This window comes from Sphingobium sp. TB-6, assembly GCF_012927365.1.
Lineage (GTDB): Bacteria > Pseudomonadota > Alphaproteobacteria > Sphingomonadales > Sphingomonadaceae > Sphingobium.
Genome location: NZ_JABBGL010000013.1, coordinates 84,182 through 98,554 on the forward strand (window position 1 = coordinate 84,182; position 14,373 = coordinate 98,554).

The window sequence follows — 14,373 nt, forward strand, 5'->3', positions numbered from 1 at the left end:
AATCACCCTTTTCGGCTTCGCCTGAACTGAATGTCGGACCGCCCTAAGGGCGAGCTTATTGTTTCAAACAAGGGGTGGGTGCAGCCATGACCGATAAGTCGAATGTGGAATTTTCCGAGCGCGAGGCGCTGTTCTTCCACTCGACGGGACGCCCCGGCAAGATCGAGATCATCGCGTCGAAGCCGATGGCGACCCAGCGCGACCTCAGCCTCGCCTATTCGCCCGGCGTCGCGGTGCCGGTGCGCGCCATCGCGGATGACCCGGCGACCGCCTATGACTATACCGCAAAGGGCAATCTGGTCGCGGTAATCACCAACGGCACGGCGATCCTTGGCATGGGCAATCTGGGTGCGTTGGCATCCAAGCCGGTGATGGAGGGCAAGGCGGTGCTGTTCAAGCGCTTCGCCGACGTCGACAGCATCGACATCGAGCTCAAGACCGAGGATGTCGACAAGTTCATCGACGCGGTCGAGCTGATGGAGCCGACCTTCGGCGGCATCAACCTTGAGGATATCAAGGCGCCCGAATGCTTCATCATCGAACAGACGCTGAAAGAGCGGATGAACATTCCGGTCTTCCATGACGACCAGCACGGCACCGCGATCATCGCGGCGGCGGGCGTCATCAACGCGGCGATGCTGACCGGCCGCGAGATGAAGGACATGAAGGTGGTGGTGAACGGCGCGGGCGCGGCGTCGATTTCCTGCACCGAACTGATCAAGGCGCTGGGCGTGCCGCACGGCAATGTCACCATGTGCGACAGCAAGGGCGTGATCTACCAGGGTCGCACCGAGGGCATGAACCAGTGGAAGTCGGCCCATGCGGTGAAGACCGACGCCCGCACTTTGGCCGAAGCGGTGAAGGGCGCCGATGTGTTCCTGGGTCTGTCCGTCGCGGGCGCCATGAGCCAGGACATGGTGAAGTCGATGGCCGACAAGCCGATCATCTTCGCCATGGCCAATCCCGACCCGGAAATCTCGCCGCCCGAAGCGCATGCGGTGCGCCCCGACGCCATCGTCGCCACCGGCCGGTCGGACTATCCCAACCAGGTCAACAATGTCTTGGGTTTCCCCTTCATCTTCCGCGGCGCGCTCGACGTGCGGGCGACCGGGATCAACGAGCCGATGAAGCTCGCCGCCGCCAAGGCGATCGCTAACCTCGCGCGCGAGCAGGTGCCGGAGGAAGTGGCCAAGGCCTATGGCCGCTCGCACAGCTTCGGGCCGGATTACATCATCCCCGCGCCCTTCGACCCGCGCCTGATGGAAGTCGTGCCCTCCGCCGTGGCGCAGGCGGCGATGGAAACCGGCGTCGCGCAAAAGCCGATCGCGGACATGGCCGCCTATCGCCAGTCGCTCAAAGCCCGGCTCAACCCGACCACCTCGGTCCTCACCACCGCCTATGAGGTGGCCAAGGCGAACCCGAAGCGCGTCGTCTTCGCCGAAGCGGAAGAGGAAGTGGTGCTGCGCGCCGCGATCCAGTTCCGTACCCTTGGCTATGGCATTCCCGTGCTGGTGGGCCGCGCCCATGTCTATGACAAGCTCAAGGAACTGGGCGTGCAGGATCCGGAGAGCTTCGAACTGCACAACAGCGTCAACTCGCCGCTGGTGCCGGAAATGGTCGACACGCTCTACAAGCGGTTGCAGCGCCGCGGCTATCTGCGCCGCGATTGCGAGCGGATGGTCAATCGCGACCGCAACATCTTCGGATCGCTGCTGGTGACGATGGGTCATGCCGATGCGATGATCACGGGCATGACCCGGCCCTTCGCCCAGACCCTGCGCGAGGTGAAGCGGGTGATGGACCCGGCGGCGGGCCGCACTCCTTTCGGCATCCATGTGCTGGTGACCAAGGACAAGACGGTGTTCCTGGCCGACACCACGGTCAATGAGCGTCCCTCGGCGCATGAACTGGCGGATATTGCAGAGGGGACTGTGGCGGTCGCCCGCCGCATGGGCCATGACCCGCGCGTCGCCTTCCTGTCCTATTCCAACTTCGGCAATCCCCCGGGCGGCTTTCTCGAAAATGTGCGCGACGCGGTGAAGGTGCTGGACGAACGCGACGTCGATTTCGAATATGAAGGCGAAATGACCGTCGATGCGGCACTCAACCCGACGGTGATGAAGAATTATCCCTTCAGCCGCCTGTCCGGCCCGGCCAATGTGCTGGTGATGCCGGGGCTGCAGTCGGCCAATATCTCGGCCAAGCTGCTGCGCGAAGTGGGTGGCGCGACGATGATCGGGCCGATGCTCGTCGGCATGGACAAGTCGGTGCAGATCGCCACCATGGCATCCAATGCGTCGGAATTGCTGACGCTGGCGGTGCTGGCTTCGGCGGGCGTCGCGGTCTGACGCGCGTGCGTCAGGCTGTGCGGCTTTGGCCGGAGGTGGCCATTTCCGGACATTTTCGAAGTTCGTCATCCCCGCCTTCGCGGGAATGACAAACAGGAAGCGTCCGCCTTCCACCCTAAGTCGCACGCCATTTCCAGTCAGCCAGATCGCCCGGCTGGTCGATGTCGAAACCCAGACCCTGCCGGACGATTGCCGAGAAAGGCAGATCAAGCCGTTCCGCTTCTGCCCGATGCGCCGCGAAGCTGCCTTCGCCATAATGGAACCGGAAGTCGGCCGCTTTGGGCAGCGGCATTGACAATGCGTTGGTCCCTTGCCCGTGGAGATCGGGCGCGGCCGCAATGCCGGAAACATCCAGCAGCGCGGCGACATCTTCAGCCTCCACCAGCGGCAAATCGGCCGAGAGGAACAGCAGCCGTTCGACGCCCGCGGCCAGCGCCGCATCGCGGGCGCTCGCGAGAGCGGGGTTGAGGCCGCCGCCCGGATCATCGAGCAGGCCGACCGTCTCAGGCAATCCATGGCGCGAAGGCCCAAGCAGCCGCAGCCGCTCCATCCCGACCAGCTCCGCCGCAGCTTCCACCGTCCGGTGCAGCATCTCCGCCACCAGATCGCGCCGCCCCGCTTCATCGAGCACAGGCGTCAGCCGCGTCTTGCAGGCGGCGGGCGCCTTGACCGGAATGACGATCCAGCAGTTCATCGTCTTCAACCGGCGATCCGCGCCGCCAGATCCAGCGCCGCCTGCGCCACCTTGGCGCGGTCGTCCAGCGTCTTCATCAGCGTATCGGTAATGGCATGGGGAATGTCCAGGCCTTCGCCCCCGTCGCGGACGTCAACCAGCAACCCGTCGATGATTCCGTCATAATGGGCGGCAATGGCCCGGTTGGTGACGGCCAGCCCCAACTCGCCCATCAGCTTGGCCGTCGGTCCCTTGACCGCCTGTCCGCCGACGATCGGGGAAACGGCGACGACGGGCGCGCTCGCCGCCGCCAGCGCCTCGCTGATGCCCGGCACCGCCAATATCGGGTCGACGCTCAGCCAGGGATTGGACGGGGCGATCAGGATGGCGCGCGTTTCGGGATCATTGATCGCCTCGATCACGCCGGGGGCAGGGCGCGCGCGCTCCGCACCCTCGAAGCGGATCGCCTGAACCGCAGGCGCACAGCGCTGCTCGACGAAATAGCGCTGGAATGGAAGATCGCCCGCGTCGGTCGAGACATGAGTGGCGACGGAATCGTCGCTCATCGGCAGTATCTTGAGGCTGAGGCTCCAGGCCGCCGCGAAATGCGCCGTCACCCGGCTCAACGTCTCGCCCGACGCCAGCATATGCGATCGCAGCACGTGCAGCGCCATGTCGCCATCGCCCAGCAGGAACCAGTCTTCCCCGCCCAGCGACTTGAGCGCGTCCATGAAGCTCCACGTCTCGCCCTCCCTGCCCCAGCCCTGCGCGGCATTGGCCTTGCCCGACAGGGTGTAGAGCAGCGTGTCGATATCGGGAGAGATCGCCAGGCCCAGATGCCGGAAATCGTCCGCGGTGTTGACGATGGCGGTGATGTCCTGCGGTGGGCAGACCTGCATCAGCCCCAGCACGAGCTTGGCGCCGCCCACGCCTCCGGTCAGGACGACAATACGGCCGCTCACCGGAACAAATCCTCTTCCAGCGGGCGGACCAGTGCGCCCGCGCCTGCATCGCCGGTGGGCAGAGCCAAACCGCGCAGCAATGCCGCCGGCACGCTTTCCGCGCCTTCGCCCGTCACCAGAGTCGCGGCGGTGGCGATCTGATCGGCCAGCGCGATCTGAGTCACCTCCAGCCGCCGCCCGTCGCGATCCTCTTCACCGCGTCGGTCCACCAGCGCAGGCAATCCTGCCGCGCCGATCGCGACGCCCACCACGCCATGGCGCCAGGGCCGCCCGAAACTGTCCGAAATGACGATGCCGATCCCAGCCGCCTCAGACCCCGCCAGCACATTCAGCAGGCTGCGCGCCGACCGGTCCGGATCGACCGGCAGCAGCAGCGCCCGCTCCTCCTCGCCCGGCCCGATATTCGACCGGTCGATGCCGCTGTTCGCCATCACATGGCCCAGCCGATGACGGGTGATCAGCACATGGGGCACCGCCCGCACCACCGTACTGCTTTCGCGCAGCACCAGTTCGACCAACCGGGGATCCTTGTGCGTTGTCGCGGCCAGTTTCAGCGCTTCCTGCCCCGGCTCGATGGTGGCCAGATCGACCATCCTCCCTTCCGCCTTGGACAGGATCTTTTGCGTCACGACCAGCACGTCGCCGGTCTTCAGCGGCCACAGGCCCGCCCTTGTCAGACTCTCGCGCAGCAACGCCGCCAGATCGTCGCCGGCTCGAATTTCAGGAATGTCGCCCAGGGGATGAATCGCAATCATGCCGTGCTGTAGCGTGCAATGGCCTGTTAAGGTAGCACCCCGATTTCCCGGAAAGGGAAACTCATGAGCTTATCAGCGGGATTTGCTTGCCATAGCGCGCGAAGTCGAGAAAAGGGACAATGATGAAGACCAGAGACTATGCCTTTCCCCTTCAAGGCGCGCGCGCATGAGCGAGGCGGGCACTTTTGACAGCGGCACCTTCCGCCGCGTGCTGGGCCATTATCCCACCGGAGTGTGCGTGGTGACGGCGGTCGAGGACAGTCAGACGCCGACCGGCATGGTAGTCGGCTCCTTCACCTCGGTTTCGCTCGATCCGCCCCTTGTGGCCTTTTTCCCAGCGAAAAATTCGCAGAGCTGGCCCCGGATCGAAAAAGTGGGGAAATTCTGCGTCAACATCCTCGCCAGCGATCAGAAACCGCTCTGCCAGCAATTTTCGGTCAAGGGCGGGGAGGACAAATTCGCAGGCGTGACGCATCGCGTCTCGGCCAATGGCTCCCCGATCCTGGACGGGGTGGTGGCCTGGATCGATTGCCAGCTCGAAGCCGTGCATGAGGCGGGCGACCATTATATCGTGCTGGGCCGGGTGATCGCGCTGGAGGTGGAAACGCCCGGCAAGCCGCTGCTCTTCTTCCAGGGCGGCTATGGCGAGTTCGCCCATCTGGGCTGACGGTCAGAAGAAGCTGATCGAATCCACCCCCGCCAATGTGTTGACCCCGACCAGCAGAACGCTCTGTTCGAACGCCCCGTCGCCATTGGCGTCGTAGAAGATCCAGCCGTCGGTCGTCCCCGCGACGAAGGTCACATGATTGACCCCGGCGGTCGGGTTGGCGGCCGCCAGCGCATCGCTGAAATTATTGGTGAGGATCGTTCTTTCGGCATAGTCGGCGGCGGGCAGGCTGCCGTTCAGGAAATCGAGGTCGATGCGGTCGCCCTCGCTGGCTCTGAAGTCGGTGATGCGGTCATAGCTCGCGCTGTTGAGCGTCGTGTCGCCGCGGTTGAAGATGAACATATCCGCCTCGGTCCCGCCGGTGAGCGTATCTTTGCCCGCGCCGCCGATCAGCATGTCGCTGCCCGCGCCGCCCTTCAGCGTGTCGCCTGCTGCGCCGCCGTCCAGCAGGTCGTTGCCTGATCCGCCGTCCAGGCTGTCCTGCCCATCCTCGCCATACAGCCGGTCGTCGCCGCCATTGCCCAGCATGGTGTCGTTGCCCAGGCCGCCCCAAAGGCCGTTATGGCCGCCATTGCCGGTGATGCTGTTGGCCAGCTCATTGCCGATGCCGTCGATATTGTCGGCGCCGGTCAGCACCAGCTTCTCGATCTCGGCCGCCAGCTTGTAGCTGACGGAGGCGTTGACCTGATCGGTGCCTTCGCCCGCCAGTTCGAAGATCATGTCGTCATTGGCGCTGTTGCCGTCGTCGGACCAGCTGTCGATGATATAGCTGTCATTGCCCAGCCCCCCGGTCATGCTGTCGGCGCCCGCACCGCCGTCCAGATAATCGTCGCCCAGGCCGCCGACCAGCGCATCATTGCCGTCGCCGCCGAACAGGTTGTCATTGTCGTCCCCGCCGTCCAGCATGTCGGCGCCGCCCATGCCATAGAGGATGTCCGCGCCCAGCCCGCCTGAAAGCAGGTTCGCCGCGTCATTGCCGGTGATGCTGTTGGCCAGTTCATTGCCAAAGCCGTTGATCGCCGCCGCGCCGGTCAGCGTCAGCTTCTCGACATTGGCGGCCAGGCGATAGCTGACCGAGGCATAGACAAGATCGCTGCCGCCGCCCGCCAGCTCGATCACCTGATCGTCATTCCCGGCAAAGCCGTCGTCCGAAAAGATGTCGACGGTGAAAATGTCGTTGCCCGCGCCGCCGTCCATATAATCGGCGCCCGCGCCGCCATCGATCGTGTCGTTGCCGGCAAGGCCGTAGATCGTGTCGTTGAGCGCGGTCGTCTGATAGGCGAGCACGGTCGTCGTCGGGCTGATGAGGTTGTTGCCCGAGGAGCCGGTGATCGTCTTGCCGCCTTCCGCGACGTCGGTGATGATGATGGAGAGCGACTGGTCGTCGACATGGCTGCCGTCGGTCGCGCGCACCGTCACCTGATAGACGCCGTCGCCATCGGCATCGAGCCGGTTTTCATAATCGGGCGGATTGATGAAGGACAGCGCACCCGTCACCGCGTCTATGGCGAACAGCGCCGCGTCCGCTCCGCCCGATATGGCAAAGCCGGGCATCGTGCCGTCGGCGTCGGTGGCGGCCACGACCGTCACGGCACCGGCATTTTCCGCCATGCTGATCGCCGCCGAAGCGCCGCCGCCATTGGAGGTGATGACCGGCGCATTGTCATTGAGGTTGGTGACGGTGATCGCCAGCGTCTGCGCGACGCTGTTGGCGCCGTCGCTGGCGCTGACGATGACATTGTAGATGCGGTCGCCATCGCCGTCATCGGGCGCTTCATAATCGGGCGCGGTCTTGAAGCTCAGCGCGCCGGTCGCCGCGTCGATGGTGAAAAGCGCCGCGTCCACTCCGCCGCTGATGCTGTAGCTGAGTGCGGTTCCATCGGCATCGCTGGCCTGCACCGTGGCGGCAAGCAGGCTGTTTTCCGCCACCGACAAGGCCGCCGAAGCCGCCCCGCCAAAGGACGTCAGCACCGGCGCATTGTCGTTGAGATTGGCGACCGTGACGGCCAGCGCCTGCTGGTCGCTGTTGGTGCCGTCGCTGGCCTGTACGATCAGGTCATAGACATTATTGTGATCGGCGTCGGCGGGCGATTCATAATCGGGCGCTGTCTTGAAGACGAGAGCGCCGGTTGCCGCATCGATGGTGAACAGCGCGGCATCCGCTCCGCCGATTATGGCATAGCTGATCGACGGCCCGTCCGCGTCCGTCGCCGTCACGCTGGTAACGGCGATCGCATTCTCATTGACCGCAATTGCCGCTGAAGCCCCGCCGCCATTGGAGGTGATGATCGGCGCAAAGCCGTCCGGCACGTCGCGCACGGTCACGGACAGCGTCTGCGTGTCGACCCCGCCATTGCCGTCATTGGCGGCAACGATCAGTTGATAGACATTGTCGCCATCGGCATCGGCGGGACTTTCGAAATTGGGCGGGGCGATGAAGCGCAGCTCGCCCGTCACGGCATCGATGGCGAACAGGGCGGCATCGTCGCCGCCGACGATGGAGAATCCGACCGTCTGCCCCGCATCGGGATCGGTCGCGGTGACGATGGTGACCGCCGTGCCATTCTCATCGATGGCCAGCGCCGCGCTCGCGCCGCCGCCATTGGAGGTTATGACCGGCGGGGCGTTCAATGCCGCCGATGGGCTCGTCATGTCCGCGAACTGGAAATATTCGACATTGCGGATCGTCTTGCTGCCCTCGGGCGATCCGGCGCGCTGGTCGACCGCGATGAAGCTGCCGTCGGTCTGCAGCGTGAAGGCATAGTCGATCCGGTTGCCGGAAAAGACGATGGTGTCGATATCGGCGCTGCCGTCGATCACGTCGTTGCCCGCGCCCGCGAGGATCGTGTCGTTGCCCGCGCCGCCATGCATATAGTCGTTGCCGTCGCCTCCATGGAGCAGATCGTCGCCCGTGCCGCCGTAGAGCTCGTCATTGCCCGCGCCGCCATAGAGCGCATCGTTGCCGGCATCGCCGTTCAGCATGTCGTTGCTGTTGGTGTCGGCATCGTCGCCATAGAGCGTGTCATTGCCGGTCCCGCCCGACAGATTGTCGCCCCCGGCCTGACCGTAGAGGATGTCGTCATCATCGCCGCCGGTCATCTTGTCGCTGCCGCGGCCGCCATAGAGGATGTCGTTGCCCGCGCCGCCGTCGATATTGTCGTCCCCGGCGATGCCGTTGAAGCCCAGATCGTCACCATAGAGCAGGTCGTCGCCCGCCCCGCCGGAGACGGTGTCGCTGCCGCGCCAGCCGAAGATGATGTCGTTGCCGCCATCGCCCTGCAGATTGTCCTTGCCCGCGCCACCGATGATGACGTCGTTGCCCAGTCCTGCCTGGATCAGCACGTCCTTGGCATAATCGATGCCGCCCGCGCCGTGCGCCGTCAGGTCGATGATGTCGTCGCCGTCGCCCAGCCAGAACTGCTCGATATTGTCGAAGCTGCCGAAGCCGCCGGAAATCACGCCATTATTGTAGAAGATCGCGTCGGACAGGTTGGACCCGTAGATGACGTCCGTGCCGCTGCCGCCCATCAGCATGTCCATGGAAATCTGGATATTCGTCGCGGTCAATTGATAGGCCGTGCCGCTGCCGGTGAGGATCGCGGAGTTCCAGACGAGCTGCGTCAGCACCGCGTCGGGGCGCACCATGTCCAGATTGGCGAGTCGGGTGAAAGCGAAGAACTGATCCTTTTCGCTGCCCGCCATGATGGTCTGGCTGCCCACCACATTGAAAAAATTCGCCATGCTCGCCCCCTATCCAGCGTCCTCATGAAAGGTCGCAAAGCTGTAGCTTCAAATGGCGCGGGCGCGGTGGGGGCATAGGGATAAGGCTTACTCCATCGGGAGTGCGCCGATGGGTGTAGGGGCGTTCATCCGGTTTTGAATCGTGTTCCTGCCTTCGCAGGAACACGGCGACACTTTATTGCTCCTTAGCACACAGCCGCAACGCTTCGTAGATCGCGCTGACCTTCGTAGCATGGGCAGCTTCGCTGAAGCGGCTGCGCGCATCGGCCTGCGCCGCCAGCGCCATCGGACGGGCGTCACCCAGACCTTCGCAGGCCCGCGCCAGAGCTTCCGCGTCGTCGGGTTCGACCAATATCCCGACGCCTCCCTCCAGCGCTTCGATATTGCCGCCGGAGCGTGCCGCAACGATGGGCGTGCCGACCAGCATCGCCTCCACCAGCGTCCGCCCGAACGGTTCCCCCACGGCGGGCACGACGAGTTGGTCGCAGGCGGCGATCCAGAAGGGGCCGGGCGTGCGATAGCCCATCAACTTCACCCGATCCCCGACGCCTTTTTCCGCAATCCGCCTGCGCAGGGCGACATCCATGACGGGCAGGCGCGCCTCCCCGAACATCAGGCCCATGACGGGACGCCCACTCAACCCCTTCAGCCGCGCGATCATATCGACGAACAGCAAGGGCCGCTTCCGGGGAACGAAGGCGCCGAAATAGCCCAGCAGCAGCGTGTCGGGCGCTACCCCCAATTCGCGGATCAGCGCGTCGCGGGCCTTGGCCCGATCGACCTCCAGGCTGGTGTCGAACGGGCTGTGCACCACCGACGCCCGGTCCCGCGCCGACCAGAGACCCTTGGGCGGCAGCGCAAAGGATGACACCGCCAGAACGCGACTGGCGAGCGCGGGCGCGAGGAGGCGCAGACCCAGCGCTCCGGGATCGCCGCGATGATGCCAGACCAGTTTCGCGCCCGCCATCCGCGCCGCCAGCGCCCAATTGGCGCTGCTCCGCCCGTCATTGACATGGACGATGTCGATCCGGTTGCGCCGCAGGAAGCGCGCCCGTGGCAGCAACCCGGCCAGCGTCCGCCCGAACTTGCGCAGGGTGAAGGCCTCGCCCGGCACGAACAGGCCGTGGGCAGCGGGATCGTCCAACTGCTCATACCCAGCGAAGAAATTGGCGATCATGCCGCCGAGGACTTCGGTGACGACGATCGGCCGGTAGAGCGCCGGGTCGAGATGCTCCATCAGCCCGCGCACCGAAATATGGCTGCCGCCGATACTGTCCCCGGAGAAGGGAAAGCAGATGCGCAGGCGCTTGTCCCCCGCCGCGTCGGCAGAGGTAAGCCGGGGCAAAGGCGCGTTCATCCCGCCCTCCCGTCCATCAGATCGCGGGAGCGCTGGTCGAGGAACTGGCCGAGATTGGCCACGCCGTCCCTATCCCCATCGCCCCAGGGATCGGCCTTGCGCGGATCGGCGCCATGCTGCGCTTCCCAAAGGTCGTCCATGCCGTCGCCATCCGCGTCAGGATAGGGCGTTCCGGGCGCGGGCTCGTCGATGATGCCGGGCTGCTTGACGATATGGCCCTTGCGTTCGCGCACCTGATGGGCGATCCGCCGGTCGAACGGATCGCGGGGGAAGGCGCCGGCGTCGCTCAGCACCGCCTCATAGGCTGCGTCCGCCGGTTCCGCCGCGATGGTGGCGGGGCAGGGGGGCTTATCCACCTCCGCCTCCTTGAGCAGCGGGGAGAGATGCACGAAATCCCCGTCGAAGCGGTTGTCGGCCAGATAGACCCTGGCGACCCCCTTCGATCCCATGACGTTGCGCGCCACGCCGACCGTGTCGGGCCGGGTGTTCTTCCCCGCAATGAAGCTGTTGCCGATCAGCGAGACGGGCACGCCGCCGAAACTCTCCCAGATCTCGGCAAATTCCGACTGGCCGTTATAGAGGATGTTGTTGATCACCTCCGCGCAGGAGCCGGGCGGGAAATTCAGGTCCGGATTGCGGTCGCCATTATGGGCGCAGATATTGCCGATGAAGCTCAGATGCTGCGGCCCCTTGGGATCGCTCGCCAGCAGCGCGCATTTGTCGTGGCGCGGAATCCCTTCGGCAAAGATGCTGTTGCTGATGGTGATCCAGTCATTGTCGCCATAGCCGTTGATCAGTTCGTCCCGCGCCCAGCTTGCGCTCACATGATCGATGATGACCTGGCGGCTGTTTTCGATGGTGAAGCTGTCCTCCGAGCCGCGATGGGTGCCGGTGCGGTCGTTGCGCACGCGGATATGGCGGATGACGATGTCGTGGCTGTTCTTGATCAGGATTGGCGTGCGCCCTACTTCGCCCCCCGCATGGGCGATGACGATGCCGCCGCCCGGCGCCGTCTGCCCGGCTATGGTGAGATAGGGGTTGGCGATCACCGGCGGCCGGGTGGCGAAGCGAATCACCCCGCTCACCCGAAACACGCACACACGCGGCCCTGAAGCGTCGATGCAGGCGCGCAAGGAGCCCGGCCCGCTGTCCGCCAGCGTATCGACGGCGATGACCCGCCCGCCGCGCCCGCCCTTCGCCGCCGCGCCATAGCCGACCGCGCCCGCAAAGGCCGGCTCGCCCTTCACCGGCTGCGCCCGCGATTCGCTGCCCGCGCCCGAACAGCCCGCCATCACGACGGGCAGCAGGACTCCTATCAAAAGCCGCCTCATGACGCGTCCCCGCTGCGCAGCGCATAGCCGTAGCGCCGCAGCAAAGGCCCGCACAAAAAGGCGAAAAGCCGCTGCTTCCAACCCGGCATTTCCCGCTTCCACTTGTCGTCGCCCCGGATGGTGAGCGATTTCTGCATCCGGTGACGGCTGCCCGCGACCTGATGCTGCGGTTCGAAGGGGGCAAGGTCGGCGGCGGGCAGATGCGGCGTTTCCCCGACCAGCGCCACGATCCGCCCGATCTCCCCACGCGGATCGTCCACGAAATCCTCGTAGCGCACGCGAATGCTGCGCCCCGGCCCGACCCGGCGGCACAGCCATTCCGCCGCCAGATTCACCATCGACCATCGCAGCGCCGTGTAGAGCAGCGGTTTGGGCCGCAATTCCCGCTGCACGCCCTTCTCGACGCTCTGTCTGTGCCCCTTCATCAGCGACCAGGCGACGCCGCGCCCGTCGCGCACCACATGCACGACATGCAGGTCGATCCCCGGCATCGCCGCCAACGCAAAGGCCCGCCCCGGCAGTTTTGACGAATCCACTAGGATCGGCCGCCCCGACACCATCGCCATGCCGCGCAGCAATTTCACCGTCCGGCGCCTGTGATCCTGCCATCCCGGCAGCCTGAACAGCCGCCCCGGCGCGACCAGCGCCTCGGTCCATTTCTGCGTCCGGCGATAGCCCGCCAGAAAGCCCTCCGGCTCGCCCTGCGTCCAGCGCGTCACGATTGCTTTCCACTCCGGGCAGTCCCGCACCCGCGCTCCGCAGGCGCAATATTCGTCCTTGTCCCACACATGCCGCGCCAGAGTCGTCACCTCGCCCGCGCCCATGATCGCCGGATGCTCGCCCAGCGCGATGTCGATCAGCGTCGTGCCGCTCCGCCCATAGCCCGCGACATAGATCAGCTTGACCGTGGCCCGTTCCGCGGTGCGGGATGCGGCTTTGACGGTCGGCTCCGTCCTCAAGGGCGTTTCGGCATCGCGCAGGGGCAGGATCGCATCCGTCACCAAGGTCATCCTTGTCGCACGAAGCGCCCTGCCGGTCCGGCGGCGCTCAGGCGCACTTATCCCGTCAGTCCCCCACGCATTTCAACGGATCACAAGGCTGATCCGCCGGCAAATTCGGATAGTCCGGCTGGCTGAAATCGTCTTTCGCCCTGCCCCGAAGGGCGTTTGCGCGCCGCCCGCGCCGGGCGCAGCCTTTCGCCCCGTGACGACTCTCGCCAGCCCTGCCCCCCATGCCCCTTCAGCGACGGCCATTTGGCCCGATATCCTGGCCCATGAGCAGATCTGGGACAGGATCGCCCGCTACTGCCTGCTTATCGCGATTTTCCTCAGCGGCTGGGGTCTGTTGCGGGTTGGGCAGATCAACCTCACCTTTTCCGATTTCTTCTTCCTGATCAGCTTCGCCATTTCCGGCCTGCGCGGGCGGCTCAGCGTCACGCCGTTCCGCTCGCTCACCCCCTTCTGGCTTACGGGCCTGGTCATGATGCTGGGCGGGCTGTTCGTTGGATCGGTGTTCAACGGCGATCCCCTGCGCTGGGTGAACATAGCCCTGCAATATACGGTGGCTTTCCTCTTCATCCCGATCCTGCTGATGCAGCAGGAGGAAAAGACGGTCCGCATCGCCCCGCTGATCTTCATGCTGGGCATCACCTGTTCCGAAGTCATCGGCATCGCCGCCAGCTTCTTCCTCACCTTCCACGATACGCTGCATTGGCTGGGCGACGGCTTCATCACCGGCAATGGCCGCCTCGGATCCATGGCGGGCCAGCCCAATCCCAACGGCGCGGTCGTCGCCTTTTCGCTGCCCATGCTGCTCTATTCGATGCGCCACCGGCTGATCGGCAGCCTTGGCGGTTTCGCCTGCCTGATCCTGCTGCTCTGGGGTCTGATGCTCAGCGCCTCCTTCACTGGCTTCGCCGCTTCGCTGCTGGCGATCTCCACGACGCTGATGCTGATGGGCGTGCGCTATATATTCCGTCTTGGGCTTGTCGCGGGCGTGGCCGCCGGCCTGTTCCTCGCCAGCGGCGCCCCCTTGCCCAAGGCTTTTCAGGAACGCGTCGGCAATGCGGTGGAAAGCGGCGATATCGGGCAGGCCGGCACCTTCATCAACCGGTCCCAGCTTATCGAGGAAGCCTGGGGCTTTGCCGAGGACAACACGATCATCGGCATGGGCGTCGACCGCTATCGCGAACTGTCCGCCTATGACAATCCGGTGCACAATCTCTTCCTGCTGATCTGGAACGAGGGCGGGGCGATCGCCTTTTGTGGCCTCATCATCCTGCTGGCGCTCATCATCCTGCTGGCGGCGAACGGCCTGCGCATCAGCCGTGACAAGGGCGCGATGGCGGCGGCGGTGGTGCTGGTGTTCCTGATCTACACCCTGTCCTATCCGCACATGTATTCGCGCATGTGGGTGATGCCGGTCATGGTCGCGCTCGCCGCCACCTATGCGCAGCGCCGCCCGGTCCAGTCCGACGCCGCCCGGCTGATCTACGCCCGGCCCGTGGGGCCGCAGCCTTTGCCGGAATTTTAGGGACGAT

10 protein-coding genes are annotated in these 14,373 nt (G+C 65.2%); 3 read left to right on the forward strand and 7 right to left on the reverse strand.

Going from position 1 to position 14,373, the window contains the following annotated elements; translation table 11 throughout:
- Positions 1-86: 86 nt before the first annotated feature.
- Positions 87-2,348: an NADP-dependent malic enzyme gene (locus HHL26_RS17115; RefSeq protein ID WP_066561142.1), complete on the forward strand. Its 2,262-nt coding sequence runs from the start codon at positions 87-89 to the stop codon at positions 2,346-2,348.
- A 115-nt stretch (positions 2,349-2,463) separates the two neighbouring features.
- Here HHL26_RS17115 and cofC read toward each other — a convergent pair whose 3' ends face one another.
- From cofC to cofE, 3 genes are read right to left on the reverse strand one after another with little or no spacing between them, the layout of a single operon-like run.
- Entirely contained in the window at positions 2,464-3,042 is a 579-nt protein-coding gene (cofC, locus tag HHL26_RS17120; protein ID WP_066562100.1) for a 2-phospho-L-lactate guanylyltransferase, read from the reverse strand.
- Between the two features lie 5 nt (positions 3,043-3,047).
- Positions 3,048-3,983 carry a 2-phospho-L-lactate transferase gene (gene cofD / locus HHL26_RS17125; RefSeq protein ID WP_066561140.1) on the reverse strand — a complete coding sequence of 312 codons (936 nt, stop codon included), beginning with the start codon at positions 3,981-3,983 and terminating at the stop codon, positions 3,048-3,050.
- Positions 3,980-4,738, reverse strand: coding sequence for a coenzyme F420-0:L-glutamate ligase (gene cofE / locus HHL26_RS17130; RefSeq protein ID WP_066561138.1), 759 nt, complete (start codon positions 4,736-4,738; stop codon positions 3,980-3,982). The genes cofD and cofE overlap by 4 nt, the downstream gene beginning before the upstream one ends.
- Before the next feature lie 166 nt (positions 4,739-4,904).
- On the opposite strand from cofE, the gene HHL26_RS17135 reads away from it, so the two are divergent.
- Positions 4,905-5,405 carry a flavin reductase family protein gene (locus HHL26_RS17135; protein ID WP_066561136.1) on the forward strand — a complete coding sequence of 167 codons (501 nt, stop codon included), beginning with the start codon at positions 4,905-4,907 and terminating at the stop codon, positions 5,403-5,405.
- A 3-nt stretch (positions 5,406-5,408) separates the two neighbouring features.
- On the opposite strand, the gene HHL26_RS24525 is transcribed toward HHL26_RS17135, so the two are convergent.
- The 4 genes from HHL26_RS24525 to HHL26_RS17155 all read right to left on the reverse strand — a co-directional run bounded on the left by HHL26_RS24525 (position 5,409) and on the right by HHL26_RS17155 (position 12,835).
- Positions 5,409-9,146 carry a calcium-binding protein gene (locus HHL26_RS24525; protein WP_169576246.1) on the reverse strand — a complete coding sequence of 1,246 codons (3,738 nt, stop codon included), beginning with the start codon at positions 9,144-9,146 and terminating at the stop codon, positions 5,409-5,411.
- 175 nt (positions 9,147-9,321) lie between these two features.
- Positions 9,322-10,503, reverse strand: coding sequence for a glycosyltransferase family 4 protein (locus HHL26_RS17145; protein ID WP_066561128.1), 1,182 nt, complete (start codon positions 10,501-10,503; stop codon positions 9,322-9,324).
- Entirely contained in the window at positions 10,500-11,834 is a 1,335-nt protein-coding gene (locus HHL26_RS17150; protein ID WP_066561126.1) for a pectate lyase, read from the reverse strand. Before HHL26_RS17150 ends, HHL26_RS17145 begins: the two co-directional genes overlap by 4 nt.
- The gene (locus HHL26_RS17155; RefSeq protein WP_066562099.1) at positions 11,831-12,835 is read right to left on the reverse strand and encodes a sulfotransferase; all 1,005 of its coding nucleotides are present in this window, start codon (positions 12,833-12,835) and stop codon (positions 11,831-11,833) included. Before HHL26_RS17155 ends, HHL26_RS17150 begins: the two co-directional genes overlap by 4 nt.
- Positions 12,836-13,037: 202 nt before the next feature.
- On the opposite strand from HHL26_RS17155, the gene HHL26_RS24615 reads away from it, so the two are divergent.
- Positions 13,038-14,366 carry an O-antigen ligase family protein gene (locus HHL26_RS24615; RefSeq protein ID WP_066561125.1) on the forward strand — a complete coding sequence of 443 codons (1,329 nt, stop codon included), beginning with the start codon at positions 13,038-13,040 and terminating at the stop codon, positions 14,364-14,366.
- Positions 14,367-14,373 lie beyond the last annotated feature (7 nt).

Coding starts and splice junctions, on each gene's coding strand:
- HHL26_RS17145 (WP_066561128.1), bottom strand. CDS start 10,503: ATGAACGCGCCTTTGCCCCGGCTTACCTCTGCCGACGCGGCGGGGGAC.
- HHL26_RS17150 (WP_066561126.1), bottom strand. CDS start 11,834: ATGAGGCGGCTTTTGATAGGAGTCCTGCTGCCCGTCGTGATGGCGGGC.
- HHL26_RS17115 (WP_066561142.1), top strand. CDS start 87: ATGACCGATAAGTCGAATGTGGAATTTTCCGAGCGCGAGGCGCTGTTC.
- cofC (WP_066562100.1), bottom strand. CDS start 3,042: ATGAACTGCTGGATCGTCATTCCGGTCAAGGCGCCCGCCGCCTGCAAG.
- HHL26_RS17135 (WP_066561136.1), top strand. CDS start 4,905: ATGAGCGAGGCGGGCACTTTTGACAGCGGCACCTTCCGCCGCGTGCTG.
- cofE (WP_066561138.1), bottom strand. CDS start 4,738: ATGATTGCGATTCATCCCCTGGGCGACATTCCTGAAATTCGAGCCGGC.
- HHL26_RS24525 (WP_169576246.1), bottom strand. CDS start 9,146: ATGGCGAATTTTTTCAATGTGGTGGGCAGCCAGACCATCATGGCGGGC.